Annotated in this window: 21 protein-coding genes; 10 read left to right on the top strand and 11 right to left on the bottom strand. The window is 43.8% G+C overall.

Annotated elements, in window-relative coordinates; all coding sequences use genetic code 11:
• The first annotated feature begins 109 nt into the window (after positions 1 to 109).
• Positions 110 to 1,990 (top strand): methyl-accepting chemotaxis protein, encoded by a 1,881-nt coding sequence (locus L8S15_RS18310; protein ID WP_280574548.1) that lies wholly within the window; start codon positions 110 to 112, stop codon positions 1,988 to 1,990.
• A 134-nt stretch (positions 1,991 to 2,124) separates the two neighbouring features.
• Complete coding sequence (locus L8S15_RS18315) at positions 2,125 to 3,012, top strand: DMT family transporter (RefSeq protein WP_016787270.1); 888 nt, start codon at positions 2,125 to 2,127, stop codon at positions 3,010 to 3,012.
• A 98-nt stretch (positions 3,013 to 3,110) separates the two neighbouring features.
• Here the strand turns inward: L8S15_RS18315 and epmA are convergent, their stop codons facing one another.
• A complete protein-coding gene (gene epmA / locus L8S15_RS18320; RefSeq protein WP_016787271.1) occupies positions 3,111 to 4,082 on the bottom strand; it encodes an elongation factor P--(R)-beta-lysine ligase in 972 nt (323 codons plus the stop codon).
• Between the two features lie 516 nt (positions 4,083 to 4,598).
• On the opposite strand from epmA, the gene frdA reads away from it, so the two are divergent.
• Genes frdA through frdD form a run of 4 tightly spaced genes read left to right on the top strand, consistent with a single transcriptional unit; the run spans position 4,599 to position 7,970 of the window.
• Positions 4,599 to 6,422, top strand: a complete 1,824-nt coding sequence (gene frdA, locus L8S15_RS18325) for a fumarate reductase (quinol) flavoprotein subunit (RefSeq protein ID WP_016795227.1) — start codon at positions 4,599 to 4,601, stop codon at positions 6,420 to 6,422.
• Positions 6,422 to 7,186 carry a succinate dehydrogenase/fumarate reductase iron-sulfur subunit gene (locus tag L8S15_RS18330; RefSeq protein WP_010434042.1) on the top strand — a complete coding sequence of 255 codons (765 nt, stop codon included), beginning with the start codon at positions 6,422 to 6,424 and terminating at the stop codon, positions 7,184 to 7,186. Before frdA ends, L8S15_RS18330 begins: the two co-directional genes overlap by 1 nt.
• A 1-nt stretch (position 7,187) precedes the next feature.
• Positions 7,188 to 7,571, top strand: coding sequence for a fumarate reductase subunit FrdC (frdC, locus tag L8S15_RS18335; protein WP_010434039.1), 384 nt, complete (start codon positions 7,188 to 7,190; stop codon positions 7,569 to 7,571).
• A 12-nt stretch (positions 7,572 to 7,583) separates the two neighbouring features.
• Entirely contained in the window at positions 7,584 to 7,970 is a 387-nt protein-coding gene (gene frdD, locus L8S15_RS18340) for a fumarate reductase subunit FrdD (RefSeq protein WP_010434036.1), read from the top strand.
• Positions 7,971 to 8,244: 274 nt separating this feature from the next.
• Here the strand turns inward: frdD and efp are convergent, their stop codons facing one another.
• Positions 8,245 to 8,811 carry an elongation factor P gene (efp, locus tag L8S15_RS18345; RefSeq protein ID WP_009847919.1) on the bottom strand — a complete coding sequence of 189 codons (567 nt, stop codon included), beginning with the start codon at positions 8,809 to 8,811 and terminating at the stop codon, positions 8,245 to 8,247.
• A 33-nt stretch (positions 8,812 to 8,844) separates the two neighbouring features.
• On the opposite strand from efp, the gene epmB reads away from it, so the two are divergent.
• Together epmB and L8S15_RS18355 are read left to right on the top strand one after the other, a co-directional pair.
• Positions 8,845 to 9,867, top strand: coding sequence for an EF-P beta-lysylation protein EpmB (gene epmB / locus L8S15_RS18350; protein WP_016795228.1), 1,023 nt, complete (start codon positions 8,845 to 8,847; stop codon positions 9,865 to 9,867).
• A 202-nt stretch (positions 9,868 to 10,069) separates the two neighbouring features.
• On the top strand, positions 10,070 to 10,558 hold the full coding sequence (locus L8S15_RS18355) for an MgtC/SapB family protein (protein WP_016793741.1): 489 nt from the start codon (positions 10,070 to 10,072) through the stop codon (positions 10,556 to 10,558).
• A gap of 90 nt (positions 10,559 to 10,648) precedes the next feature.
• Here L8S15_RS18355 and L8S15_RS18360 read toward each other — a convergent pair whose 3' ends face one another.
• Positions 10,649 to 11,206, bottom strand: a complete 558-nt coding sequence (locus L8S15_RS18360; RefSeq protein ID WP_016793740.1) for a hypothetical protein — start codon at positions 11,204 to 11,206, stop codon at positions 10,649 to 10,651.
• 219 nt (positions 11,207 to 11,425) lie between these two features.
• Positions 11,426 to 13,072, bottom strand: coding sequence for a methyl-accepting chemotaxis protein (locus L8S15_RS18365; protein WP_016795229.1), 1,647 nt, complete (start codon positions 13,070 to 13,072; stop codon positions 11,426 to 11,428).
• 435 nt (positions 13,073 to 13,507) lie between these two features.
• On the opposite strand from L8S15_RS18365, the gene L8S15_RS18370 reads away from it, so the two are divergent.
• Positions 13,508 to 14,428 (top strand): DMT family transporter, encoded by a 921-nt coding sequence (locus tag L8S15_RS18370; RefSeq protein WP_016793738.1) that lies wholly within the window; start codon positions 13,508 to 13,510, stop codon positions 14,426 to 14,428.
• 173 nt (positions 14,429 to 14,601) lie between these two features.
• Here L8S15_RS18370 and L8S15_RS18375 read toward each other — a convergent pair whose 3' ends face one another.
• The 4 genes from L8S15_RS18375 to L8S15_RS18390 form a co-directional block, all read right to left on the bottom strand.
• A complete protein-coding gene (locus L8S15_RS18375) occupies positions 14,602 to 16,302 on the bottom strand; it encodes a GGDEF domain-containing response regulator (RefSeq protein WP_016793737.1) in 1,701 nt (566 codons plus the stop codon).
• A gap of 16 nt (positions 16,303 to 16,318) precedes the next feature.
• Positions 16,319 to 16,747, bottom strand: a complete 429-nt coding sequence (locus L8S15_RS18380; RefSeq protein ID WP_016793736.1) for a response regulator — start codon at positions 16,745 to 16,747, stop codon at positions 16,319 to 16,321.
• A complete protein-coding gene (locus tag L8S15_RS18385) occupies positions 16,744 to 18,543 on the bottom strand; it encodes a CHASE domain-containing protein (RefSeq protein ID WP_280574563.1) in 1,800 nt (599 codons plus the stop codon). The genes L8S15_RS18380 and L8S15_RS18385 overlap by 4 nt, the downstream gene beginning before the upstream one ends.
• Before the next feature lie 146 nt (positions 18,544 to 18,689).
• Positions 18,690 to 20,246, bottom strand: a complete 1,557-nt coding sequence (locus tag L8S15_RS18390) for a sensor domain-containing diguanylate cyclase (protein ID WP_016792654.1) — start codon at positions 20,244 to 20,246, stop codon at positions 18,690 to 18,692.
• 746 nt (positions 20,247 to 20,992) lie between these two features.
• On the opposite strand from L8S15_RS18390, the gene L8S15_RS18395 reads away from it, so the two are divergent.
• Positions 20,993 to 22,282, top strand: coding sequence for a sensor domain-containing diguanylate cyclase (locus L8S15_RS18395; RefSeq protein ID WP_280574568.1), 1,290 nt, complete (start codon positions 20,993 to 20,995; stop codon positions 22,280 to 22,282).
• Between the two features lie 145 nt (positions 22,283 to 22,427).
• Here L8S15_RS18395 and L8S15_RS18400 read toward each other — a convergent pair whose 3' ends face one another.
• From L8S15_RS18400 to L8S15_RS18410, 3 genes are all read right to left on the bottom strand, one after another.
• Complete coding sequence (locus tag L8S15_RS18400; RefSeq protein WP_280574597.1) at positions 22,428 to 23,492, bottom strand: sensor domain-containing diguanylate cyclase; 1,065 nt, start codon at positions 23,490 to 23,492, stop codon at positions 22,428 to 22,430.
• A 436-nt stretch (positions 23,493 to 23,928) separates the two neighbouring features.
• Complete coding sequence (locus L8S15_RS18405) at positions 23,929 to 24,174, bottom strand: helix-turn-helix transcriptional regulator (protein WP_016795233.1); 246 nt, start codon at positions 24,172 to 24,174, stop codon at positions 23,929 to 23,931.
• 259 nt (positions 24,175 to 24,433) lie between these two features.
• Positions 24,434 to 25,981, bottom strand: coding sequence for a PAS domain-containing methyl-accepting chemotaxis protein (locus tag L8S15_RS18410; protein ID WP_280574571.1), 1,548 nt, complete (start codon positions 25,979 to 25,981; stop codon positions 24,434 to 24,436).
• Between the last annotated feature and the right edge of the window lie 188 nt (positions 25,982 to 26,169).

The following is a 26,169-nucleotide window of genomic DNA, read 5'->3' on the forward strand; positions in this document are numbered from 1 at the left end:
TAAGCACATTTATTCCACTTGAGAGAGCGGCACTATACACGCATCAGAGACACGTCAATTCACCATTAAGTACGTAATTAGGTTTTTGTCTAATAGAGAGGAATGGACCTTGAGACATACTATTAAATTTAAAATTCAGATCGCCATTGCGATCATTATCGCCGTCGTGAGTGGTACCCAAGCTTGGATATCGGTTAATCAACTCACTCAAGAAACTGAAATCGCGATCAACCAAGAAATGAAAAATGTCAGTGTTGGCACCACAAATTATATTGCTGATTGGCTCTCCATCCGCAGTGATATGATGCTTGCCAATGAATCGACCATTTCAAGCAATAGTAATTCTGACCGCGAGTTATTAATCACCAAACAAGCCGGGCAATTCCTGTCTGTTTATGCAGGGTTCAGCGATGGCACAATCGCTTATGGCGACAAAGGTGAAGATTGGCCAGCAGGCTACGATCCACGTACCCGCCCTTGGTATCAAGATGCCAGCGCAACATCAGACCTCATCATTACCGAACCTTATCAAGATTTTGACGGCAGTATCGTCATCAGCTTTGCCAAAGCATTCAACGGTGAAAAACAGGGCGTCCTCGCGGCGGACTTAACCGTTACCAGCATTATTGATACCGTACTCAATGTAAAACTCGAGAACGATGGTTTTGCATTTTTAGTGGATGGTAACAACAACATCGTGGCGTACAGTGATGAAGCCTTGAGTCAAAAACCATTGACCAGTTTGAACCCAGAGCTAACGGCCAATAAAGTGTCACAACTGATCCAAGGACAAATGATCACCACGCTAACTTGGCCTGGCCAAGGGGATAAAATGGTCTATATTGCCAATGTCCCGAATACCGATTGGTCACTGGGTATTGTTATCGATAAGGAAATGGCATTTTCTGCGGTCTCTGACGCGATTCAATTTATCTCCCTGACTTCTTTGATTTTGTACATCGTGATTTCGATTGCGAGCACAATGGTGATCAACCGCCTACTTTCCCCACTACAAACCTTATCAGAAGCACTGACTCAGCTGGCTCAAGGCAGAGGCGACCTCACTCAACGTATTGATATCACGCGTATGGATGAGATTGGCAAACTTGCCGAGCTTGTAAACCAGTTCTTAAGCCAGATGCAAAGCATGTTGAAGGGCGTGATAGAGCACAGCCACGATCTCAACAATCATGCAGAGAAAGCCAATCAACTGGCGACCCAATCATCCATTCGAGTTGAGAATCAGCAAAACGATATCAATCAAATAGCGACCGCGATTCATGAGATGTCAGCCACGGCAGCTGAAGTGGCTAGCCATGCCGAACTCACAGCATCCGCTTCTCAAGCGTCAGCCACCGCTTGTAACGAAGGCCAAGAGGTTATTCAACAAAACCGCGATGCGATTACTGGCCTCGCAACTCAAGTTGAAGACGCCGCCAATGTGATTCGTGAATTAGAGAGTAATGCTCAAAGCATCAACCAGATCCTATCCACCATTCAGGGCATTGCCGAGCAAACTAACCTGTTGGCATTGAATGCAGCAATTGAAGCCGCCCGTGCAGGTGAACAAGGTCGCGGGTTTGCCGTTGTGGCCGATGAAGTACGAGTACTAAGTCAACGAACGCATGGTTCGACGGAAGAGATCCGCGTGATGATTGATACGTTGCAAAAGAATACTCAACATGCCGTTGAAAGCATGACCACCAGCACTCAACTGGCCGAAAATAGTGTTGGATTCGCCGAGCAAGCTCATGGCAGCCTGACTAAAATCACTCATGCGATCACTGAAATCAACGACATGGCGCTGCAAATCGCCAGTGCTGCAGAAGAGCAACGCGCGGTAAGCGAAGACATCAGCCGTAATACGCAAGGAATCAAAGATGCCTCTGACGATCTTGCGCAGCAAGCAGAAAGCAGCCGCAACAGTTCAAATGAAATGAGCCATGCAGCAGAGTCGATGCGCCAAGATGTGGAGCGCTTTAAGGTGTAACGCGTCATTAATCACATCAAGCTAAGCCGAACTGTCCACGTTCATGGTTCTTTTGTTAAGAATCACTTTGTTCTCAGTTCGGTTTGATGCATATTGATGAGCTAATTTATCCCAGACACAAGGACGTTAATGACATGGGATTTGAATGGTTAGCTCTAGCCGCCGCTTTTCTATGGGCGATAGCGAGCCTGATGTCAGTAAAACCCGCTCAACACTTAGGTTCTTTTGCCTATAGCCGATGGCGTATGGGTTGCACCGCAATCATCTTATCGAGCATGGCTTGGTTCACCGGTGGGTGGTCAAGTGTCGAAGCCGACCTCGTCACACCTATGATGCTGTCTGGCCTTATTGGTATCTTCATTGGTGATACCGCCCTGTTCGCGTGCTTGAATCGCATGGGGCCACGCCAAGCCGGTTTGCTGTTCTCTTGTCACGCGGTATTTTCCGCTATTCTCGGCTACTTCCTGTTTAGCGAAAGCATGACTTCGGTTGAGCTTATTGGCTCAGCGTTGGTGTTTAGTGGGGTATTAACCGCCATCTTCTTTGGTCGTCGTGGACAAGCGAAAAACCAGCTCGAAACCATCAAAGGCACAGTGTGGATTGGCGTTGCTTTAGGAATTACAGCCGCTATCTGCCAGGCACTGGGTGGCATCATTGCAAAGCCGGTAATGCAAACCAACATCGACCCTGTCGCCGCTTCAGCCATTCGAATGATCACCGCCTTTGTTGCTCACTCTCTGTTTCGTTTAACGGGCGCTAAACTTTCACGCGCAATCAACCCAATGAATAAACAGATATTCGCAATTACTGCGGTTAATGGCTTTTTAGCGATGGCCGTGGGAATGACACTGATTTTGTATGCGTTGCAGGAAGGCAATGTCGGTATGGTCGCACTGTTATCTTCGACCACACCCATCATGTTGTTACCAATACTCTGGTTGTACACCAAACAGAGGCCAAATGCCTACGCTTGGATAGGTGCCATTGTTGCCGTGGTGGGCACTGGGATTCTGGTCAGCTAGTGAAGCGAGTTGGAAGCTGAGAGTTAATAGTTAATAGTTAATAGCTAATGGTTAATAGCTAATGACCATTAACTCTCAATAAAAACAAAAGCAAAAAGCTAAGAACGCGGGAACGGAAAAGCCGTCACGTCATCGATATGGTCGTAGCCCAAAGCCAACATGATCAGACGATCAATACCTAAAGCAACACCTGCACAGTCTGGCAAGCCCGCTTTTAATGCCTCAATCAAATGATGATCAATCGGTTGAGGCGATAATCCCATCTCGATACGTTTTGCATTGTCATCTTCAAAGCGCTTAAGTTGCTCTTGCGGTTTATCTAACTCGTGGAAGCCGTTAGCTAACTCGATGCCTTTGAAATACACCTCAAAGCGATCCGCTACTCTTGAGTCATCAGAATTGATCTTGGCTAACGCTGCTTGCGATGCCGGGAAATCATAAACAAAGGCCGGAACATCTTGGCCTATTTTCGCCTCTACCCCAATACTGAAAAGAAGCTGTAATAGCGTATCGCGATCTTCTTCAGGATCCGCAATATCACTTAACCCAAGTGGTGCAGCCGCTTGCTTCAGCGTATCCATCGAGTCTTCCAGCGGACAAACCCCCAACACATCAATAAAGGCTTGCTGGTAAGTCATTCGCTCCGCTTTGTCAGACTTGAGAATTTGCTGCAATAGGAGGTCCATTTCGTCCATCAAATCGTGGTGATCAAACCCCACGCGATACCACTCCAACATGGTGAACTCAGGGTTATGATAACGACCATTTTCTTCGTTACGGAAAGACTTACAAATTTGGTAGATACAACCACTGCCCGCCGCTAACAGTCGTTTCATATGAAACTCTGGGCTCGTCATAAAGAACAAGGGCTGACCGTGCGCATAACCCGGCCCTACGAATTCAGTTTTGAAGGTATGTAAATGCACGTCCGTCACCGTGGCGTGACTCATGGCTGGCGTATCCACTTCCATCACGTCTCGCTTTGCAAAAAAATGACGGATTTGAGTAAGGATATCAGCACGTTGCTTTAACTGCTTAATGGTTGCGGCAGGTTGCCATGTGGAGTGCATTATTAAGTTCCATATCACTGAATTCTAGGCGACGAAAATTACCACTTTTCGTCTCTTTTGTAAGCTTCTATCTTTGCCTTATCAAACCAGCATGTTGTTTTATGAAGCCAGAAAATTACGTACTACAATACATTTACTAATATTTAGCCGCTAGCCACATTGATAACAAAAATCATACTCAACAAGCCGTTAACACGACTCTTGTGGGGGAATCGTTATCAACAATTCATTGCCGTGATTGCAGTCACATAACCTATAATTTCTATGCCCCCATATGCATTACCGACCTAAAAACCCAAATACATCAACTTTTAGAATACCTTCCTCTCGTACACTGAACCTACCACTTAAGGCTTAGGGGTGATAAGCGGTTGATACCGTTTACGTACTATTAGTTAGTAAGTGCTATCGATTAGTAAGTGCTCTCAATAAGTAAGTACTGCCAATTAGCAAGTGCTACCAATAAGCTTTTTATAATTACAAGCGGAATACTCCGCATCACACTGGAGAATAACTGTGAAGACAATTACCACAGATATCGCAGTCATCGGCGCAGGCGGCGCTGGTCTTCGTACAGCTATCGCTGCGGCTGAAGCTAATCCTGAATTGGAAGTAGCACTGATTTCTAAAGTTTACCCAATGCGCTCGCACACGGTAGCAGCAGAAGGCGGTTCAGCAGCAGTAATTAAAGACGAAGATAGCCTAGATAACCACTTCAACGATACTGTTGGCGGTGGCGACTGGCTATGTGAACAGGATGTTGTTGAATACTTTGTTGAAAACTCGACTCGCGAAATGATCCAAATGGAACAATGGGGCTGCCCATGGAGTCGTAAAGAAAACGGTGAAGTAAACGTACGCCGATTCGGCGGTATGAAGGTAGAGAGAACGTGGTTCGCAGCGGATAAAACCGGCTTCCACATGCTTCATACTCTGTTCCAGACTTCGATGAAGTACGACACAATCAAACGATTTGATGAGTACTTTGTGGTGGATTTGCTCGTAGAGGAAGGCGAAGTACAAGGCCTAATCGCGATTCACATGTCTGAAGGTGAGCTTGTTACCATCAAAGCAAAATCTGTTGTTCTAGCAACCGGTGGCGCAGGTCGTGTTTACCACTGTAATACCAACGGCGGCATCGTAACTGGCGACGGTATGGCAATGGCTTATCGCCACGGTGTACCACTGCGTGATATGGAGTTCGTTCAATACCACCCAACAGGCCTACCAGGCACTGGCATCTTGATGACCGAAGGTTGTCGTGGTGAAGGCGGTATCATCGTCAACAAGAACGGCTACCGTTACCTCCAAGATTACGGTATGGGCCCTGAAACTCCAGTGGGCGAGCCGAAAAACAAATACATGGAACTGGGTCCTCGTGACAAAGTTTCTCAAGCATTCTGGCACGAGCAGCAGAAAGGCAACACCATCAAGCACCCGCTTGGTGATGTCGTACACCTTGACCTTCGCCACCTTGGTGAAGAGTACCTGCAAGAACGCCTACCGTTTATCTGTGAGCTAGCAAAAGCGTACGTAAACGTCGACCCAGCAAAAGAGCCAATCCCAATTCGTCCGACCGTTCACTACACCATGGGTGGTATTGAAACTAACGGTACCTGTGAAACTCGCATTAAAGGTCTATTCGCTGTTGGTGAATGTGCTTCAGTTGGTCTGCACGGTGCAAACCGTCTAGGTTCTAACTCTCTGGCTGAGTTCGTTGTATTTGGTCGCGTAGCGGGTGAACAAGCCGTGAAACGTGCAGCGGAATTCAAAGGCTGGAATGAAGAGTCTATCGCGAAGCAAGTGAAAGCGGTTGAAGATCGCATCGCAGGTCTACTAAGCCAAGAAGGCGATGAGAACTGGGCTGATATCCGTACTGAAATGGGTCACACCATGGAAGCGGGTTGTGGTATCTACCGTCAAGAAGACTTGATGCAAGAAACCATCGACAAAATCACTGAGCTAAAAGCACGTTACAAAAAGATCAGCATTAAAGACAAAGGCCAAGTGTTCAACACGGACCTACTTTACGCTATCGAAGTCGGTTACGGTCTTGAAGTTGCTGAAGCGATGGTTCACTCAGCGATTCTTCGTAAAGAGTCTCGCGGTGCGCACCAACGTCTAGACGACAACTGCACAGAACGTGACGACGTGAACTTCCTGAAACACTCTCTATCGTTCTACAACGAAGATGCAGCACCAACCATCGACTACAGCGGCGTTAAGATTACTAAATCTCAACCTAAAGCTCGTCTGTACGGTGAAGCTGCTGAGAAAGCCGCTGCCGCTGAAAAAGCAGCAGAAGAGAATGCGAAGAAGAGCGAAGAGGAGCAAGCATAATGTCAGCGAATCGAATCCAAAAAATTGAAATCCTGCGTTATGACCCTGAGCAAGATGCAGAACCTCACTTTCAAACCTTTGAAGTTCCGTTTGATGAAACCATGTCAGTACTTGATGCGATTGGTTACATCAAAGATAACCTAGATAAAGACCTGTCTTACCGTTGGTCTTGTCGTATGGCGATTTGTGGTTCTTGCGGCATCATGGTTGATGGCGTGCCAAAACTGGCGTGTAAGAGCTTCTTACGTGATTATCCAAACGGCTTCAAAATTGAGCCATTGGCTAACTTCCCAATCGAGAAAGATTTGATTGTCGACATGACACCGTTCATCGAGCGCCTTGAAGCGATCAAGCCTTACATCATCGGTAATGACCGTAAACCAGAAGACGGCACCAACATCCAAACTCCAGAGCAAATGGCGAAGTACAAACAGTTCGCTAACTGCATCAACTGTGGTTTGTGTTACGCGGCGTGTCCTCAGTTTGGTCTAAACCCTGAGTTCATCGGCCCTGCAGCTCTTACTCTGGCTCACCGATACAACCTAGATAGCCGTGACAACGGTAAAGCTGAACGTATGAAGCTGATCAATGGTGAAAACGGCGCTTGGGGTTGTACGTTCGTTGGTTACTGTTCTGAAGTTTGTCCGAAGAAAGTAGACCCAGCAGCGGCCGTTAACCAAGGCAAAGTTGAGTCTTCAATGGACTTCGTTATCTCGATGTTCAAGCCAGATGGATCGCAAGTAAAATCAGCAGAGGAGGCATAAGATGAGCAAACGTAAACCTTATGTTCGTGAGATGAACAGAACGTGGTGGAGCAACCATCCGTTCTACCGCTTCTACATGTTACGTGAAGCAACTGTACTGCCTTTGATTCTGTTCACTGTATTCCTAACCTTCGGTTTGGGTTCATTGGTGAAAGGCCCTGAAGCATGGGCAGGTTGGTTAAGCTTTATGGCTAACCCTGTTGTTATCGGTATTAATATCGTGGCGCTACTGGGCAGCTTAATGCACGCTCAAACCTTCTTCAGCATGATGCCTCAAGTAATGCCAATCCGCCTTAAAGGCAAATTGGTTGATAAAAGAATCATCGTATTGACTCAGTGGGCAGCGGTCGCTTTCATTTCTTTAATCGTTCTTGTTGTGGTGTAAGGAGCTTTCGTTATGAACACAAATTACAAAGTGAAACCTGTTAACCACGATCCTAAACGCTCTGATGAGCCAATCTGGTGGGGCCTATTTGGCGCTGGCGGTACTTGGTTCGCGATGATCACACCTATCACGATTCTAGTGTTAGGTATCTTAGTGCCAATGGGCATTATCGATGCTGACGCAATGAGCTACGAGCGTGTGTCTGAATTCGCCACCAGCATTATCGGTGCGCTATTCATCATCGGTACGCTGGCACTGCCAATGTGGCATGCAATGCACCGTCTTCACCACGGTATGCACGACCTTAAGTTCCACGTCGGCGTTGCTGGTAAAGTGGGTTGCTACTTCTTCGCAGGCCTAATCAGCGCACTGTCTGTTATCTTCATTTTTATGATTTAACAGTTAAGAGCAGATTCGGGATTCGAGTAATCGAGATTCGAAGCACTTAAGAACAGAAAATCGAAAGCAGAGCTAGGTTATCCAGCTCTGCTTTTTTATTGTTTGTCGAATACCACACATCTAGCTCACTCGCTCTTGAGCTTCCCGCTCTTCGTATCTCGGTTACTCGTATCTGCCCCTACCGCTTCTCCTGATCGCCAGATACAAAAAAGGCCGCGATAAGCGACCTTTTCTATTTCACTGAGCCACTTTAAACAAGATGGACACAATCAAATTACTTCACACGACCAACGTATTCGCCAGTACGAGTATCAACTTTAACAACTTCACCGATAGCGATAAATAGAGGTACACGAACAACCGCGCCTGTTGCTAGAGTTGCAGGTTTACCACCCGTACCCTGTGTATCGCCTTTAAGGCCAGGATCGGTTTCAGTTACTTCGATCTCAACAAAGTTTGGCGGAGTAACAGTGATAGGGTTATCATTCCACAACGTTAGAGTACAAACGTCATTTTCAACTAACCATTTTGCTGAGTCAGCGACTGCTTTTACATCTGCTGCGATTTGCTCAAATGTTTCGTTGTTCATGAAGTGGTAGAATTCGCCATCGTTGTATAGGTAACCTAGTTCAACGTCAACAACATCTGCAAGCTCAAAACTTTCGCCTGATTTGAATGTTTTCTCTAACACTTTGCCTGACAGCAGTTTACGAAGTTTTACACGGTTAAACGCTTGGCCTTTACCTGGCTTAACGTATTCATTGTCGATAATTGCGCAAGGCTCATTATCTAACATGAATTTTAAACCGCCTTTGAATTCATTGGTGCTTACTGACGCCATGATTTTCTCTTCCACATCTTTGAGTTAATTTCAATGCCGCATATCATAACCCGAAAAATCGAATCTGTTGAGCAAAACTGGCTCAAACAACTATCGAATGCGATCTCTGACCCGACAAAACTGCTTGAAGTATTAGAAATAGACCCAACACCGTGGCAAAAAGGATTCGCGGCACGTGAGCTATTTTCACTTAGAGTCCCCCTCAGCTTTGTAGAGCGAATGGAAAAAGGCAACCCACGCGACCCTTTATTGCGTCAGGTGTTACCACTCAACGAAGAGTTCGAGGTTCATCAAGGCTATTCCGCCGATCCGCTGGAAGAGCAAGAAAACGCAATACCTGGACTGCTGCATAAATACAAAAGCCGCGCACTGATGATTGTAAAAGGGGGGTGCGCTGTAAACTGCCGCTACTGCTTCCGTCGCCATTTCCCTTATCAAGACAACAAGGGTTCTAAGTCAGTGTGGCAAACCAGCCTAGATTATGTGGCTCAACATCCCGAGATCAATGAAGTTATCTTATCGGGTGGCGACCCTTTGATGGCCAAAGACAGCGAACTCGAATGGCTTATCCATGCTATCGAACAGATCCCGCATGTAAAAACCGTTCGAATTCATAGCCGATTACCGGTTGTGATCCCTGCTCGAGTGACTGATGAACTATGCCAATTGTTAGCTCAAACTCGCCTCAATGTGGTCATGGTCAGCCATATCAATCACGCCAATGAAATCAACGTGGAGCTCAAACAAGCTTTCCATAAGTTGAAACTCAGTGGTGCGACTCTGCTTAATCAGGGCGTGATGCTAAAAGGCGTCAACGACAGCGCTAACTCATTGAAAGAGTTGAGCGAAAAGCTATTCGATGCCGGTGTTTTACCGTACTATATGCATGTTCTTGATAAGGTTCAGGGCGCCGCTCACTTCTATATCTCCGATGAAGAAGCAAAGGCCCACTTTAGGGGATTAATCTCTGAAGTTTCTGGTTACCTAGTGCCTAAGTTAACTCGCGAGATCGGCGGCCGCAGCAGTAAGACACCACTCGATCTGCACATTGAATAACTCTATCTCGAGCAATGGTCGCTTCTTATCGTCTTGAATACCAAGAAGCGACAGAGACAGAAGCCCCTACTTTCTCATTGACCACCACTGGCTGTTAAACCTCAAGCAGACAATCCAATCGTTAAGACAAAAAGTTTTTGTTCGATCGTCCGGTCTATTATTAGCATACTCGGCTCTATTCTAAATTTTTAGGAGGGGTGATATGCCACAATTTATAGAACAAACTCTCAACCTTGCCCCCTTTAGCTGGGCAGGCCTCGCGGTATGTATGCTGTGTGGTTCGTTAATCGGAATCGAAAGGCAAACCCGCGGTAAACCCGTTGGAATACGAACCTCAATTTTGATTATCAGCGGTACTTATTTCTTTCTCACCATGGCGATTAGCTTATCTCCTAACACGCTCGATCAAGCCCGTGTGCTTGGTCAGATAATAACGGGGGTCGGGTTTCTTGGTGCAGGAGTAATGATGACATTGGATGGTAAGATTCATGGCGTCACGTCTGCCGCGATCATCTGGGTGCTGGCGGCTTTGGGAATGATGATAGCCTTAGGGCACCTATCTCAGTCTGTTATCATCACGCTAATGGCGCTGGTTATCTTGCTTGGTGTCGATAAGGTAGAAAACAGCTTCCAGAGCCTGCGTCGTGGTGTGCATCAGAAATGGAAGAGAAAAAACCGCATGAAGTCGTAAATACAACAACGCCTAAACAAAAGTTTAGGCGTTAATAAAGTCTTAGCTTAATAAGAGAAAACTCAAACCGTGTGGCTAAGTATTATAGACTTACTTAGCAAAGTTTATAATTGGGAAGCACGGGAAGAAACCGTTGTCAGCACAGTTGAGCAGACCAACTTGTACGCCCTCGATTTTTTTAGTTTTGTTGAAAATACCAACCTGAACCGTAGACACTTCAGAAAGGTTTGCGGCACCAACATCAACCAGAGTGTCGCCTTCCGAGTAGTTTACAAAACTCACGTTCGCGCCTTTCACATCGTTAGTGATATTAACGGCACCCAAGTTCAAACCAGTGGTTTTTCCTGGGTTCCAGTTGAATATACCCAGTGAAGCACCGGTCATTTCTTGGTTTACTTTATGCGCACCAAAAAAGCCCAAATTCACACCTGTCGTCGTTTGCGTCTCTGACATACCCACAACAGCAAGATCGACACCTTTAAGGTCATTGACTTGTCCATGCAGCAGAGCCAAACGCACACCGCCAACCGAGTCGGAATCTGGTGCGTTATAGCCGTTGATCGTTGAAAACATAACAGGCGAAGAAGCAAATGCTGCTGGTGCCATCACTGCTGCAGAAACAGCAAGTACTGAAAGTAGTTTTTTCATTGGGAGTCTCCACTGACTTATTGTTAACTTGATTAATCCATTTTCAATCAAGCATTTATTATCCTTTACTCACAGCTATACATGTTAGATCAATGTCATAACTGTACTGTTGAATATAGGCCTAAAACAACAAAGAGCAATGAAAGTTCGCACAATCTACCCGTGTATGGCATACCGCAATCTTCTCAGTTACGCTTTCTGGATCCTAAGTTACCTTCTCTAGACCTTAAAAAACTCCAGCTCTTTTTTCTGCTCTACCGCCAGTTGAGATAACGCTTTGGCCGCTTGTTGAGTTTGATGAATACCCGACACATTTTGGTTCACGAGGTCAAAGGCATTGTTTGTATTCAATGCTATACGCTCAGTTAAACTAAACTGCTCTTGAGAGGTGCTTGTCACTAACGTATTAATTTCAGAAATAGATTGCACAGACTGTTCAATATGACTGAATGATTGTTGGACATTTTCTGACAATGTCACTGACTCTTGGATCTGCTCAACATTGCTGATCATGTTGTCGTTGGCTTTTTCTGATTGAGCTTGAAGCTTGGTAATAATATCTTGAATGCTCTTCGTTGAATCTTGCGTCTTAGATGCAAGGTTACGAACTTCGTCAGCAACAACGGCAAAACCACGTCCGTATTCACCCGCTCGCGCCGCTTCAATGGCTGCATTCAAGGCCAGCAAATTCGTTTGATCAGAAATGGTACTGATCACGGCCGTCACTTCACCAATATCCATCGCATTTGTTTTAAGATCGACAATCATACTGGCGGTTTGTTTTACAGAGTCATTAATCTTATGGGTAAGCTCAATAGACTCCTCTAAGGTTTGGTTACCTTTAAAGACATTATCAATCGCTTTTTTAGCCTCTTGCTCGGCATGAACAGCGTTTGATGTTACTTCTTTTGAAGTGCTTGATAACTCGCTAATCGCATTAGAGATTTCCTCAACTTGCGTCAATTCATGTTGAGCATTGTTCGCGGTATCAACCATCACCCCAGTCAACTGCTCAGCTGACGTGGCAACTTGTGTTGAAATCCCTCGGCTGCTTTTAATGACAGTACTCACCTTATCATTAAGGATAATTAACGAACGATAGATGCCAACGGCCTCTTCTGGTTTGATAAAGCGTTGGGATAAATTACCTTCAGAGATTTTCTTGATCATTTCAGAAATCTCCCATGGTTCACCACCCAAAGAAGCTCTGAAACTGCGTTCAATAATAAAGCCGACGAATAACGACATCGTCAATGCAATCGCAGTCAGCAATAGCATCAACTGTTGAAAGTCACCCGCAATAATTCGAGCCTCAGAGGTTAACTTTTGGCTTTGTTCTTCTTGATAATCAATAAATTCATTGATGGCCGCAAGCCATTGAATAAAAGCAGGTCGAGCTGAATCAAGGATAGAATCGGTCATTACAGTACCCGATTTCTTATCCTGAATAATCTCCTCAACCAAAGGTAAAGTATATTGTTGTATCTTATCGATTTTCGCAAGAATGCGTTGTTCATCGACCGTAAACATCTCACCTTGCGAACGCATTTGGTTCATGTGAGCTTCAGACTCCCGATAAAAAGCTTCGAGCTGCTTAACTTCTTGCTCTAGAAGAGAAATCTCTTGAGAGGTTCTGGCTATCGCAATATCACGAATAGTAATCGCGCGATCATGAACACTGCCACGGTAGTTAATGGCATAACGCTGTTTAAGTGAGTTTACATCGGTAATTTCCGTCAGCGTCTCATCAATGAAGTTAACTTTTTGAATACCTAATACTGTTAAAAGCATCATAAGAAAAAGCGTCGTGCCAAACCCAATAGCCAGCCTCGCTTTAATGGTGAGTTTTGATAAATTATCCAACATATACTCTCTTTTATTAATTCCACGCTAAGGCACGAGCACCGTACTTAAACATCACTCATATTTATAAATATCAGCAATTATCAGGCCAAACTATAATATAAAGAAATCATAAGAACCAATACATACTTACCACTCGTCGTCCTAAAACTCACTTGACCCTGACTGTCTAACCTGAAAACATAAGATCAAGAGAGCAGACTTTGTTCTGGCTAATGAACAACGACTGCAGCTCGCTACTCCTTAAAACACTCTCCTAGAGTAAACTAAGCCGTATTTTCTGACGGCTGAACTTAACTTGGTCACATCAACATGGCTGATAATTTGTTCCTATTGTGCACTTGTTCTTATTGAGTAAAAGTAGCCAGGCCTCTTAACAACGAGGCCTTCCTCTAGGTGATGATCGTAATAGAGCTGCAATTATCAAGGAAAATATAAATGAACGACTCTAGGCTTAATGTCGATGTCACCGCAAGCTTATCCATGTTTATGATCTGTTTTATATGGGGAGTCCAACAAGCTGCCATCAAGTCAATTGCCGACCAAATTGCTCCTGTATTACAAATTGGAGGTCGCTCTTTTCTCGCCGCACTAATGGTGTGGGTAATGATGACCTTAAAAAAAGACTCACTAAAACAATCTAAAGACTATCTAATATCAGGCGTTGTCGTCGGCGCACTTTTTGCGTTGGAGTTTTTGTTTGTCGCAGAAGGTTTGAGATATACCACCGCCTCTCATATGACTGTATTTTTGTATACCGCACCTATTTTTGCTGCTATTGGTCTGCAATTATTCAACAAACACGAAATTCTAGCCAAAATGCAGTGGTTCGGTATCGGTATCGCTTTTTGTGGTATTGCCGTCGCGTTTTTCTCGCGAGATGAAGCCAGCACAAACCTACAGGATATGTTAATCGGTGACGTTATGGCACTGATCGCTGGTTTGCTCTGGGGAGCGACAACCGTCGTGGTTCGTTGTACTCGATTAGGGGTAGCTTCAACAGAACATACACTGTTCTTTCAGCTTGGTGGAGCGGGCGTGCTATTGCTCAGTTATGCAGCCATTACCGATCAGATACACTTTTCACTCAATTTCAACACATCAATGAATCTGTTGTTCCAGGTTCTATTTGTTAGCTTTGCCAGCTACTTGGCATGGTTTAGCCTTATCCGAAAATACAAAGCCTCACAACTGGGGGTGTTATCATTCATGACACCAGTGATTGGCGTAATAGCGAGTATTCTTCTTCTGGATGAACAAGCGCACAGCGGCTTTATCTGGGGTTCGCTTCTGATCCTCGTAGGGGTTTTACTTGTCAGTGTTTGGCCGTGGCTCAACCTCAAAATCCGTAACCGTTAAATCAAGACCGAATCACCTTGAGGTAGCCGTCTCTTCTTCGTCATTTCAACCTGTGGCTAGAACTCACCCAATATCCCCCTAAATCAACCGTTAGAGGTTGATTTAGGGACAAGAACTGCCTTTATCTGTTCGTTCGTTCGTTCGTTCGTTCGTTCGTTCGTTCGTTCGTTCGTTCACGAAGCATAAAGATATTTACTTTCAAAAGTCATTACCGGTAATGGTTTAGAGTAATAGAACCCCTGCAAGCGTGTCACTCCTACCTCTTTACATATAGCATCATGAATCTCCGTCTCTATCCCTTCCGCTACCGTGTCGTACTCTAAGCTGTGTGAGAACGCGCAAATCGCAGTAAAAAGTTGCCTCGGTTTTGTCAATTCAATACGCTCAACGAAAGAGCGATCGATTTTGATCACATCAATCGTGTAATCCTTCAAATGAGACAGTGAGGAGTAACCGGTTCCAAAATCATCCACTGCGACTTTTACACCTAAGTCACTGATTTTCTGCAAAGCTTCAGATGCCCACTCGCCTGAAATAAGATTACTTTCCGTAATTTCAAACTCCACATTTGAAGCTGGAATTTCATAAATATTAAGAAGGTTTTTAACTTTTTTCGCTAAAAAACGGTCGGTTAACTGACTTGGAGATAAGTTAATCGCTAATGTGAAATCGTCTCTCAACGTTTTTTCATTCAGCCAATATTGTAACTGTTTCAGAGCCGTTTCGATGACCCAAAAACCGATATCGACAATCATCCCGGTTTCTTCTGCAATAGGAATGAAGCGATCAGGAGGAACCATCCCTAACTTCGGATGTTTCCATCGCAACAAAGCTTCCGCTCCTATTAGCTTCATATCCGCATTAAACTGAGGTTGGTAATAAAGCTCCATCTCGCTCTTTACTAAAGCTTTCTTCAGGTGTCTTTCAAGCTCTGCTCGGCGATTCATTTGTTCATGAAATGCTTTTGAATAAAACTGAGCTTGGTTTCTTCCCTTTTCCTTAGCACGGTACAACGCAATATCAGCGCATTTTCGTAACTCAATCGAGTTCGATGCACATTCAGGAAAGCTCGCAATACCGACACTGACCGTTAAATCTAATGACTCTTCGTCCACACATATCGAAGAACTAAATTCAGACATGAGTCGGTTAACCATTTGTTGGACGTACTGCTTATTATTTCCGATAGGGAATAAAAGTGCGAATTCGTCACCACCCAATCGGCATAAAATATCATTGTATCCGACGCAGCGGTTAAGCTTACTGGCCACCTCTTTGAGGGCGCCATCTCCTAAGACATGTCCGTGACGATCATTCACATCTTTAAATTTATCAACATCAATCAACATTAAGACAAATGAAGAGTTATCTTTTGCTGCAGAAAGCAGTTTTTTGGTTAAACGCTCCTCAAAGAAGTGACGATTATTCAAACCCGTTAAACTATCGCGCTCTGCTAATCGCTTTAGCTCGGTATGCGTCTCCAGCACTTGTTGCTCGAGTTGATGACGTTCAGACGCAATAACAATCGCTCGTCTCAATCTTACCGCCGTCACTTCACTTTTCAAGATGAAGTCCTGAGCGCCCGACTCAATGCACTTCAGAGCAATATCTTCATCGTCATTGTGGCTCAACATAACAATCGATGTAGAGAAGTCATTTTTCGCGCGCAGTTCAATTAACAATTCAAACCCGTCGGTTGGGGGGAGTTGGTAATCCAGTAAAATTACATCAAATTGATGCTGTAAAGCCAACTCCAGACCTTTAACGCCAGTATCGGCAGTCTCAATAGCCGCTAGAGGTAGATCTGTATTTTTCAGCGTTCTAACAATAGATAAAGTATCTATCTGATCATCATCAATGATCAATACCTTCATTCTAGCCCCCTTGGCTTTAGCATTTTGGTAACTCAACAAGGTTCCAATAGTTCTCTAGAAAACGAATAAGTTGTTTGTAATCCTGCTTAGATGAAGACTTAACAATGTAACCCGCAATGTTTTTCTGATAGGCAGCAGAGATCTCTTCATCAAGTTGGGAGGTTGTCAGCACAAAAACCACGATGTCACTCAAACGTGCATCCGATCGCACGGCAGACAAAAACTCCAATCCATTCATTCTCGGCATGTTTAAATCCAGAAGCACAATAAAAGGCCGCTCAACGGTATCGTTTCTAAGCGCTTCCAATGCCTCCAATCCATCTCGAGTTCTATGTATTGGATTAAGCAAGTTTAATGACTTCAACGAACGTTGAATGCCAATTGCGTCGATATCATCGTCTTCAACTAAGAGAATACTGACCGTTTTCACGTAGTTATGATTCATATGATCTCCTTTTTTTCTAACAACTCTTCTGTGGGCCAGGTGAAAACAAAAGAACACCCACCTTGTGAATTAGAGTGTAATTCGAAATGGCAGCCGTATAGCTCCAAGGTTTTTTTGATGATAGACAAACCCATACCACTTCCTTCAACGCTATCGCGAGGTTGCAGAGTGTGGAATAATTCAAACACCTTGTCATGAAGCGCAGTGGGAATTCCAGGCCCATCATCTTCGACACAGAACTTGTAATGGTCACCTTGATAAACACCAGAAACCTTAATAGTCGCGTGTGTTTTATCATGGTGTTTCATCGCGTTGGAAATCAAATTTCTTAAGATTAAATCAAGCGGGACGACCAAAGTACGAAATGGGCCAATGCTGTCGTCACAAATAAGCGTCGCCTTATTATTCATATTGAGTAACTCGAATGTCTCTTTGACATTGTCTGCTAACGAAAACTCCTGAATCTCGTCTTTTTTCCTACCGACTCTAAAGTACGACAACAAGTCATCGAGTAACCTTTCTAACCGGACAACGCGCCCCTGTAAAAGGCGACTATAATCTTTTGTTTCTGGAGTTAGATGTTCCTCAATGTCTTCATTTATCCATGACACCAATTGTGATATCCCTCTCAGAGGCGCTTTCAAATCGTGCGATGCGACGTAAGCAAACTGATCGAGGTCTCTGTTCGCTCTTTCTAGCGCAAGGTTTCTTGTGGCTAAATTTTCTGAGGCTTTTTCTAGGCTATCCGTTCGCTCCTGCAAATCTCGACTTAACTTTCTTGCATAACCTTGGGCTTTCTCTTCCCCGTTACGCAATATCATAAGAATGACAAAGAGCATGACATTAACGAGTAGACCGAACATCAGGATCAATGTTGGCTGATAACTCTGTTGTTGAGCTTCAAATAGAGGCGAAGATTGAAAATAAAAGACCCAACTTCTCCCATACATATTGACTTCCAACTGATCATCAAACATAGGTTGATGGTTCAGGGTTTTACGAGAATGTGTCAGCTCATCGTAGAGTGGAATATTGTCATCATGGATACTGAAATTGATAAGACGATTAACATCATCAAGCGTACCGTTCATTAAATTTTGAACAATAAAAGGGGCATAAACTAACCCCAAAAAGCCATCACTTTCATCCCCATAATATTGCGGGGTTTCTCTCTTATCGAACCATGGCACATAAAAAAGGAAACCAGGTGTTTGCTTAGAATCTTGAACCAAGGTTATTGGCCCGGTAATTTGAGGGGTTCCCTTTGTTCGAGCGAGCCTTGCTGCCGCATATCGATTATTTTCATGAGCCATATCCAAACCAACCGCTGCTCGGTTTTCTTGTTCTGGTTCAATATACGTAATAGGCCAATAATCTTTGGCGATACGAATTGGGTGCATGTCATACGAAGGAAAGCTTTGTTGTTGCCAAGTGAGGTAACTCGCCACTTTTTCCTGAGGGACATAATGAATGACACCTATCCCACTCACGCCAGGGAAGTGGGAAGATAGTTCAAATTGACTAGCGAACGTTTTCCAGCTCTTTCGATTAACTGGGGCGGAAAACATATGGATTGCTGACACGCCCGCGTTCAATGCTTCTTCATACTTGCTCATTCTGTCTTGAACAAGCCCGAGTAATTGACTCACTTGAAAATCAAATTGAACTTGAGATTTTTGATGTGTCTGATGAAGAGTAATTTGCCATGCGGTAATAGTTAGGATTAGAGAACAAACAAGAACAAACCAATGAAGCCAAGATAAGGCGGTTGACGATTTCTTTATAAAAGTAAGCATCCTTAACCTATTGCACAAAGTGCATAATAATACAAACAACCATGACGCTAACTTTTATCCAACGAAATGTAAATACTCTATTTACATTTCTCACTTGATTGTTCTTAATTACTTATTATACCGAATGATAACTTTAAAATTAATCACTACTGAAAAAGCTCAGAGCGGTTTCTGCCGTTATTTTTTGCACTATATAATGCGGTATCCGCTTCTTTTAACGTTGCACTAATTGATTGTTCCTCGTTCCCCCTAAAAGCAACACCAATAGAAACAGTCACCCCTCCTATATTGGCAAAGTCATATAACTCGACCTTTTTACGTAACCTTTCTGCGAATTTAAAAGCATCTTGAACATCGGAATTGAGCAGGAAAATAATAAACTCTTCCCCACCAGAACGAAACAGCAAGTCTTGATCTCTAGATTGCTCTTTCATCAATTGTGCAAAACTTTTTAATAACTCATCACCAGCATCATGACCAAAGTTATCGTTGACCGATTTAAAAAAATCAATGTCTAATGCAAGAACAGAAAATGGGATCGCTTGGTGTTGCAATTGATCAACCGCTTTATCTAAGCCTCTTCTGTTTAACAGGCCTGTCATCGAATCCGTTAAACTTGCGGTATGAAGCGTGTCAATCGTCTCAAACGCGATCCCAAAGGCTCTGATAAAGCTACTCTTAAGTTGCGATGCTTCAAAATACCAAGAGTGAACTTGCTTCACGTTATTTACCGTATTTGAGTTACGATCACTACCTGTAACCGCCATTGCTAACTGTCTTAGTGGTTTAGAGATAAAACTAGAAAACACCCAAATAAACATTAACGTCAGCACCCCAACAGGAATCGTCGTTATGAACACTTCTTTCATTTGTTGATTAACCATAAGTAGAGTGCTTTGCTTCGGTTTCTGAGCAACCACTCCCCAACCAGACTGTGAGACAGGCGCGTACCCTGCCAGCATCTGGGTACCCAAAGAGTTCACAATATCTAGGCTGCCGCTTTCGCCTTTTGATACGGTATTAATTGCATCATTGTTTGTGATGACTTGGCCGATCCTTGTCTTATTGGGGTGATAAATCAACGTTCCATGGCGATCCACAACGTAAAGATAAGAACCATCCTCATAACTATGTTCATTCAACAATTGCCCTAGTATATTCGCCGTTTCGAGATAAATAGTCCCACTAATGTAACCGAGATATTTTCCCTGATTCGAAAAAATAGGGTACGACAGACTAATGAGATAGTTACCTGCGGGAGATACGAAAGGGTCGGTCACCAAAGGGGCTTGGGCTTTCAGTGATTGAAGGGAGCTTTCACTCGTTAACTTGATCCCTTTCACTTTCACTGTCTCTGGAGAGACCGCCGTAATCACACCATCAGAATTGACAACGACAACGGAGTTAAACAACTTGGTTTGATTTTTGAGTCGTTTCGTTTCTTCTGTCAACGCACGCTTATCATTGGTACTGTCGGATAGAGCTTTTGCGCTGTATTGGAGTTGGGTCATTGCGGAATCAAGAAAAACATCCGTCATTTCTGCCATCTTTTTAGCATAAACTCGGTTCGACTCTAGCGTTGTATTGATGATGATATCGCGCTGCACTTGATAGAGTGAATAGAAAGCGTTTAATAACGTAACCATTGCAGAAAATACACACAAGACGAGAATTAATTTTCTCAAATTAACCTTTTCTAACATTGTTCTTATCCATTTCTTACCTCTATATTTTGCGCAACATTAACATTTAAAATGCGGACTTTCAGCCCATTCCTCACAGAAGTAGAAATATAGATGATAAGTTGCACTTACTACCAGTAAGCACCTGAACTCATATATACCTGTATTTATCTAGTCATCACCGAAAGAAAAATATAAAACCAGCACTCACCCATCACAATAAAACAAAGTCATTTTAGCTAAGTTAACAGCAGAGCTAATCCTAAGCGACTATATTTAAAACGCGTGCAGAACTAAATCCATAAATTAAAAGAGAAAGTGACAACAATGCTCTATTACCTCTTATTTTCAATGGTTAATATAATGCGAATTTGCAAAACAACATCCTGAATGAGGCGTATTATTCCAGATCGACTTAACGGTCAAATACCATTAATATATATAAGGTTTTAAGACCCTATTCATTATTAGTATTTACGACATTCAAACCAATAGACAAAAAAACAAACAGGGACTGGCTTAGTATTAGCAGCAGTGATAAGTTATGTAACGTGTTACTTATATTTACCCTCCAGACTAGGATGTTGTTTTGAGTGGTTAAATATCGAATCACGGGTCATCATGTTCGAAAATGCTTTGAAGGGATACATCAACGCCTAAACATGAATCACGACCAGAACAAAGCAATTGATGAAAAGGATAGACATTGATTTGCAACCCAAATATCACCTTAGTTACCGATATGCCTTTAGCGTAGAGGGGCTTGTATGACGAAACTGACAATCGACTCCACTTACGGGATAGCGATCTTAAAAGACTTTCATTTGGTGCATGCCGACGACAATTATGCGCATATTTTCGGTTACCAATCCGCGCAAGAATTGATGTCGAGTATTGACTCCATCCTTGATCTTATTGTCTCGGACCACCATCAAAGTGCAAAGGACAATTATTACCAACAAGTCGAAAAGCGCGCCAACCCTCGCGGACGCACCTTTACCAACCGCGACCGTTTTGGACGTGAGTTCACAGCCTTCACGATCGACCATATTATAGAATGGAAAGGCGAACCCGCCCTTCAAGTCACCTTGATTGATTTGTCTGCCCAAGAGCAAGCATTGAAGCAGCTGGAGCATAACAAGCGCCAATACCAACGCTTAGTCCAGTCATCATTGCAAGGCATTAGTGTGCACCGTAATTTCAAACCTATTATGGTCAACCAGGCATGGGTAGACTTGATGAGAGCCCCCTCTATTCAGCACGTCCTAGATAACATTTCTTTACTAGACTTGTTATTAGATGAGCAAAAAGAAGAAGGCATAACTCGTTATCAAAACTTAATTTCAGGCAAGATCCCCGGAGCACATAGTGTGGTTCGAAATATCTGCTTTGATGGTCAAGAACGTTACTTTAGCATCTATGATAATGCCATTGAGTGGGATGGCGAGATGGCTGTCCAAGCCGTGATTGAAGACATTACAGACCGAGTTGAACTCGAAAAAGAGCTGGCTTATAAAGCGTCACACGATTCATTGACTGGCCTTCTCAACCGAGATGCCATCTATCAGTGGGTAGAAGCGCAAGCTCACCAACAAAATACATTGGCCTGTATGATGCTCGATGTCGATAACTTTAAATCCGTGAATGATCAGCACGGTCACCTAACGGGCGATGACATGCTCCGCAACATCGCTAATTTATGCCAACAGGTGATATCAAACCATGGTGTAACGGGGCGCTGGGGCGGTGAAGAATTTGTTATTTTCTTGTCCAATGTACACCTTCAGCAAGCCATTGAACTTGCTGAAGAACTACGCCAACGCTGTGAATCTTTTGCCTGTTCAAGCGCAGAAGAGAACATTCAACGTACCGTCAGTATCGGGATAAGTGTATACCAAGAGAATATCTCACTCGCAGATCCGAGCCAACACACAGATCAGGCCCAGAACGCAAACCAGTTAATTAAACATCTTGTTTCTCTCGCGGATAAATCCTTGTACCAAGCAAAATCGCAAGGAAAGAACAAAGTGGTCACCGCTTACGATCTTGACTCATAAACGCTAGTTATATTAACACTTAGCTTCTAGGGATATTGATACATGCCCTCTAATGCCCTTGACGCATAAGTCGCGCATTGCTAATTACTCATCGTTGTACCCGCAAGGAGTCGAAAACGGTGCTCAAAATACAGTGCCATTCCCATCAAAGGTGCAGAGTTTTCACTCCATTTTTGCCGTTCTTTTTAATTTGATACATGGCCAAATCAGATTGCTGGTAAACGTCATCAAAGTGATGCTCACCGTGGTTAAAGAAACACGCACCAATACTCATTCCGATGGCGACCCCCTTCAACATTTGATTACTTTCAGGTACCGCCTTTTGCAACAACTCTTCACAAAAGTGCGTGACTTGATCGGGTTCAGTATCGGCAAACAGAATGACAAACTCATCTCCACCAATCCGTCCGATTTGCGCCAGTTCAGAGGATGGTTTAGTTAAATCAGAAGCTTGCGGCGAAGCGAAACCAGAAGCTTGCGGCGAAGCGAAACCAGAAGCTAACGAAGCTGCATCTGAGGCTAGCGTGACCAAGCGCTGAGCAATAAAACTCAGCAACTGATCGCCCTTCTGATGGCCTAAAGTGTCATTGACCGCTTTAAAGTTGTCGATATCAATAAAGATCATCGCCGCTCGAACTAACTTATCTGCGCTTTTCATTTCACGAAAACGTTGTTCGATAGCTTGTCTATTGAGTAGCCCCGTCAACCTATCGGTAGAGGCCAAGGTCGCCAATTGCTGTTCAAAGCGTTTTTCTTGCGTGATATCGATGTGCGTACCCATAATTCTAAGCGGTACGCCATTAGTATCAAACTCGACAACACGACCTCTGTCATACACGTAGCTATCACCACCATCTTTATGGGTCATTCGGTAAACAACTTCATACAAATCACACCTTCCCGATAGGTGATCTTCAAAAGCTTTCATCGCCTGCTGATAATCATCAGGGTGTAAGTTATTTTTCCAAGTTTCAAACGTCGCAGTCAGCTCATGCGGTTGGTAGCCGAGCATTTTTCCCCAATCCATATTAAAGATAGTGAGCTTTCCTGACGGAACATGATGCTCCCATAGACACAACCCATTACTGTCGAGTGCGGCATTCAACTTTTCTTGTAGGCGAGTATTGCTTCGTTTGAGCTCAGCATTCTCTTTTTCGAGTCCTGCAATTTTCTTTTCGAATTCGGCAATGATGTTCAAATCGGTTTGCATGATCTTGACGACAATTGTGGAAGTGGCATCATAATATAGAGAAAAAGAACGGTATTTTCCATGTTTGTTGTAACACATCCCAACGTACCGCATCTTCATTTCTTGTTTAGGATCCACATCTCAAGGCGTGCGATTTCAAAGGGGAAGGGGCTTTTCTCAACGAGAGAACCTTAACAAATATCTAGCCTGCATATTTGTGATGCGAAGCTGTGAATGCGCTAAAAGACTGCCTCAGTTGGGCTAATTTAATACTGAGTCCTGTGATTGACTCTATTTATGGATAGCTGCGAGTCATCAGTTTTAAGTATTGTACACTTTTCGTGAACGTTAACCTTAAGTACTCCCTTCATAGATCAAGCTAACTTAAGACAATTATTGCAACTCAGATTTCTTATCATAATTGTTATTTGAGACTGCGACATAACAGCTACCTTTACTAAGGACTTATCGATATATCGATCCCCAACACCGAAATCACTTTCATCAATGATGTCATTTGCATATCTGATCGACCTTGTTCTATTTTTCTATATGTCTGCTTTGAGAGGCCAGCGAGAAAAGCCGCTTCAGATTGCGTAAGCCGATTCTGCGTTCGCTTCGCTTTTATTGCCTCCCCCAACGATAAAAGAGTCAGTGGTCCACGTACATCTGGAGGTTGCGTTATTTCTACTGTCCTAGCCATAAACTCTCCTTGATTCTTGACAGTTATCTATATCCCATCAGTTTAACCTCATGAAATTTAATGCCATTTCACGGAGTCTACTAGAATGTATACGTGAGTTTACGGCGCGAATCAACAATCGATCCAAATATGCACCAATGCTCACAAAAACATCTATAGAGCCTGTCAAGATTACATACCGGACCTTAGGAATGCATGATGGAAATCACACGTTTCATAGAGCCCTATTGAATGAAACGTGTACTAAATAGAGGGGGCTCTAGTGGATAAATTGATCGACGAGTCGTTTTAAACTAGCCAGATTCATAGCTAACGCTTCTGATCGCTCAACGGACTTAGAAGAGAGCTCGCGAGTTTCATTGATCCCCTGTTTAACGCAAACCACATGACGATTTATCCCTTGAGTAACCGCAACCTGCTCTTCGATGACTTGAGAGGTACGAGTACTTTGGGCATTAATGGAGACCAAATCGTTCACAATAGCTTCAAAGGATGCTTTACTTTGCTGAGACTGGTCGACACAGGCTTTCGAAGCATGGAGTCCCTCTTCCATCAACTGGCCTGTTTGGTTCACCGTTTTTTGTAACGTGTCAATCCGAGCTCGTATCTCTTCCACGGATGCACTCGTTTTCCCAGAGAGCGCCCGTACTTCATCAGCGACGACCGCAAACCCTCTCCCTTGCTGACCAGCTCTAGCCGCCTCAATCGCCGCGTTCAAGGCCAACAGATTGGTCTGCTCAGCGATCCCTTGGATCATTAAAAGAATAGCTTCAATACCATCTACGTCATTATACAGTTGCGTCAACGCAACTTTAGATCCATTCAGGTGTTGGCTGAGTTGGTGTACGGTTTGTGCCGCGGCTTCGACCTGTATCGCCCCACGTTGCGCTTGATTTTGTGCGCTTAAGGCAAATTCGGCGCTTTGCTTTGCTTGATTGGCGACCTCATCAATGGATCCCAACATTTCTTCTGCAGATACCGCCATCGCATCCGTTGCTTTCTCTTGTTCGCCCAATTCCTGATCGATGCTTTGTCGGTTACTCCATTCTTGCTTGGCAGAGTTCAACATATCAGAAGCGGTTTCACTGGCACGAGCAGTTACCGCTCGCAGTTCTGCGCGTTTCATCTGCATAGCAATTTCAATAGGCGATAAATCATCACAATATCCGGTATACGGTTTTTCCATAATTGGATTGTGATAATCCGCTTTAACGACGGTGTGTAGATGAGCTAGGCGCAGGTGAAACGCCAGAGCGCAAACAATCTGACCGATAAGCGTCAGTCCGAGCAAAGCACTCAATGTAGGCAAAGCGACAAGACCAAAAGCTAACATCACCACAAACAATGCTTGCAAGCCGAGTAGCGCATAGGACAATTTTAACCAACTAAACCGCTGTACTTTGGCTTTACCTTCTCGCATCGATTGGTACAGTAGCTTCCCTCGCTCAATTTGCTCCTCACTGGGTTGAGTTCTAACCGATTGGTATTCGTGGACACTTCCGTCAGGGTTATGTATCGGCGTCACAAAAGCCGACACCCAATAGTACCCTTGCCCTTTACACTTATTTTTCACCAACCCCATCCAATTATTACCTGACTGAACATAATCCCAAAGTTGAGCAAAGGCGGGCTTGGGCATATCTTGATGTCGAATTATATTATGAGGTTGTCCAAGAAGCTCTTCTTGGTTATAACCAGAAACTTGATAAAAATCTTCATTACAATAAGTGATATGGCTTTCTGGTGTTGTGGTCGAAATAAGACTGTTCGTCTCAGAGAAGCAAACTCTTTCATCCTGTTCTTTCACTCGCACTGCCTTGTATTTATGATAATAATATTTATTTTATAAAAGGTTTATTATCTTATATTCGTCAAATGTTTGTTGCGCCGTTTTTTTGACTTCGATCATTTTCAAGACAGTGATAATGTGTAGGTTATTGATATCGATCAATACATTCACACCACAAAAAAGTTACAGCTTAACCTTTGATGCGA

The sequence above is a fragment of the Vibrio sp. S/42/10 genome (assembly GCF_029890535.1).
GTDB classification, from domain to species: Bacteria; Pseudomonadota; Gammaproteobacteria; order Enterobacterales; family Vibrionaceae; genus Vibrio; species Vibrio cyclitrophicus.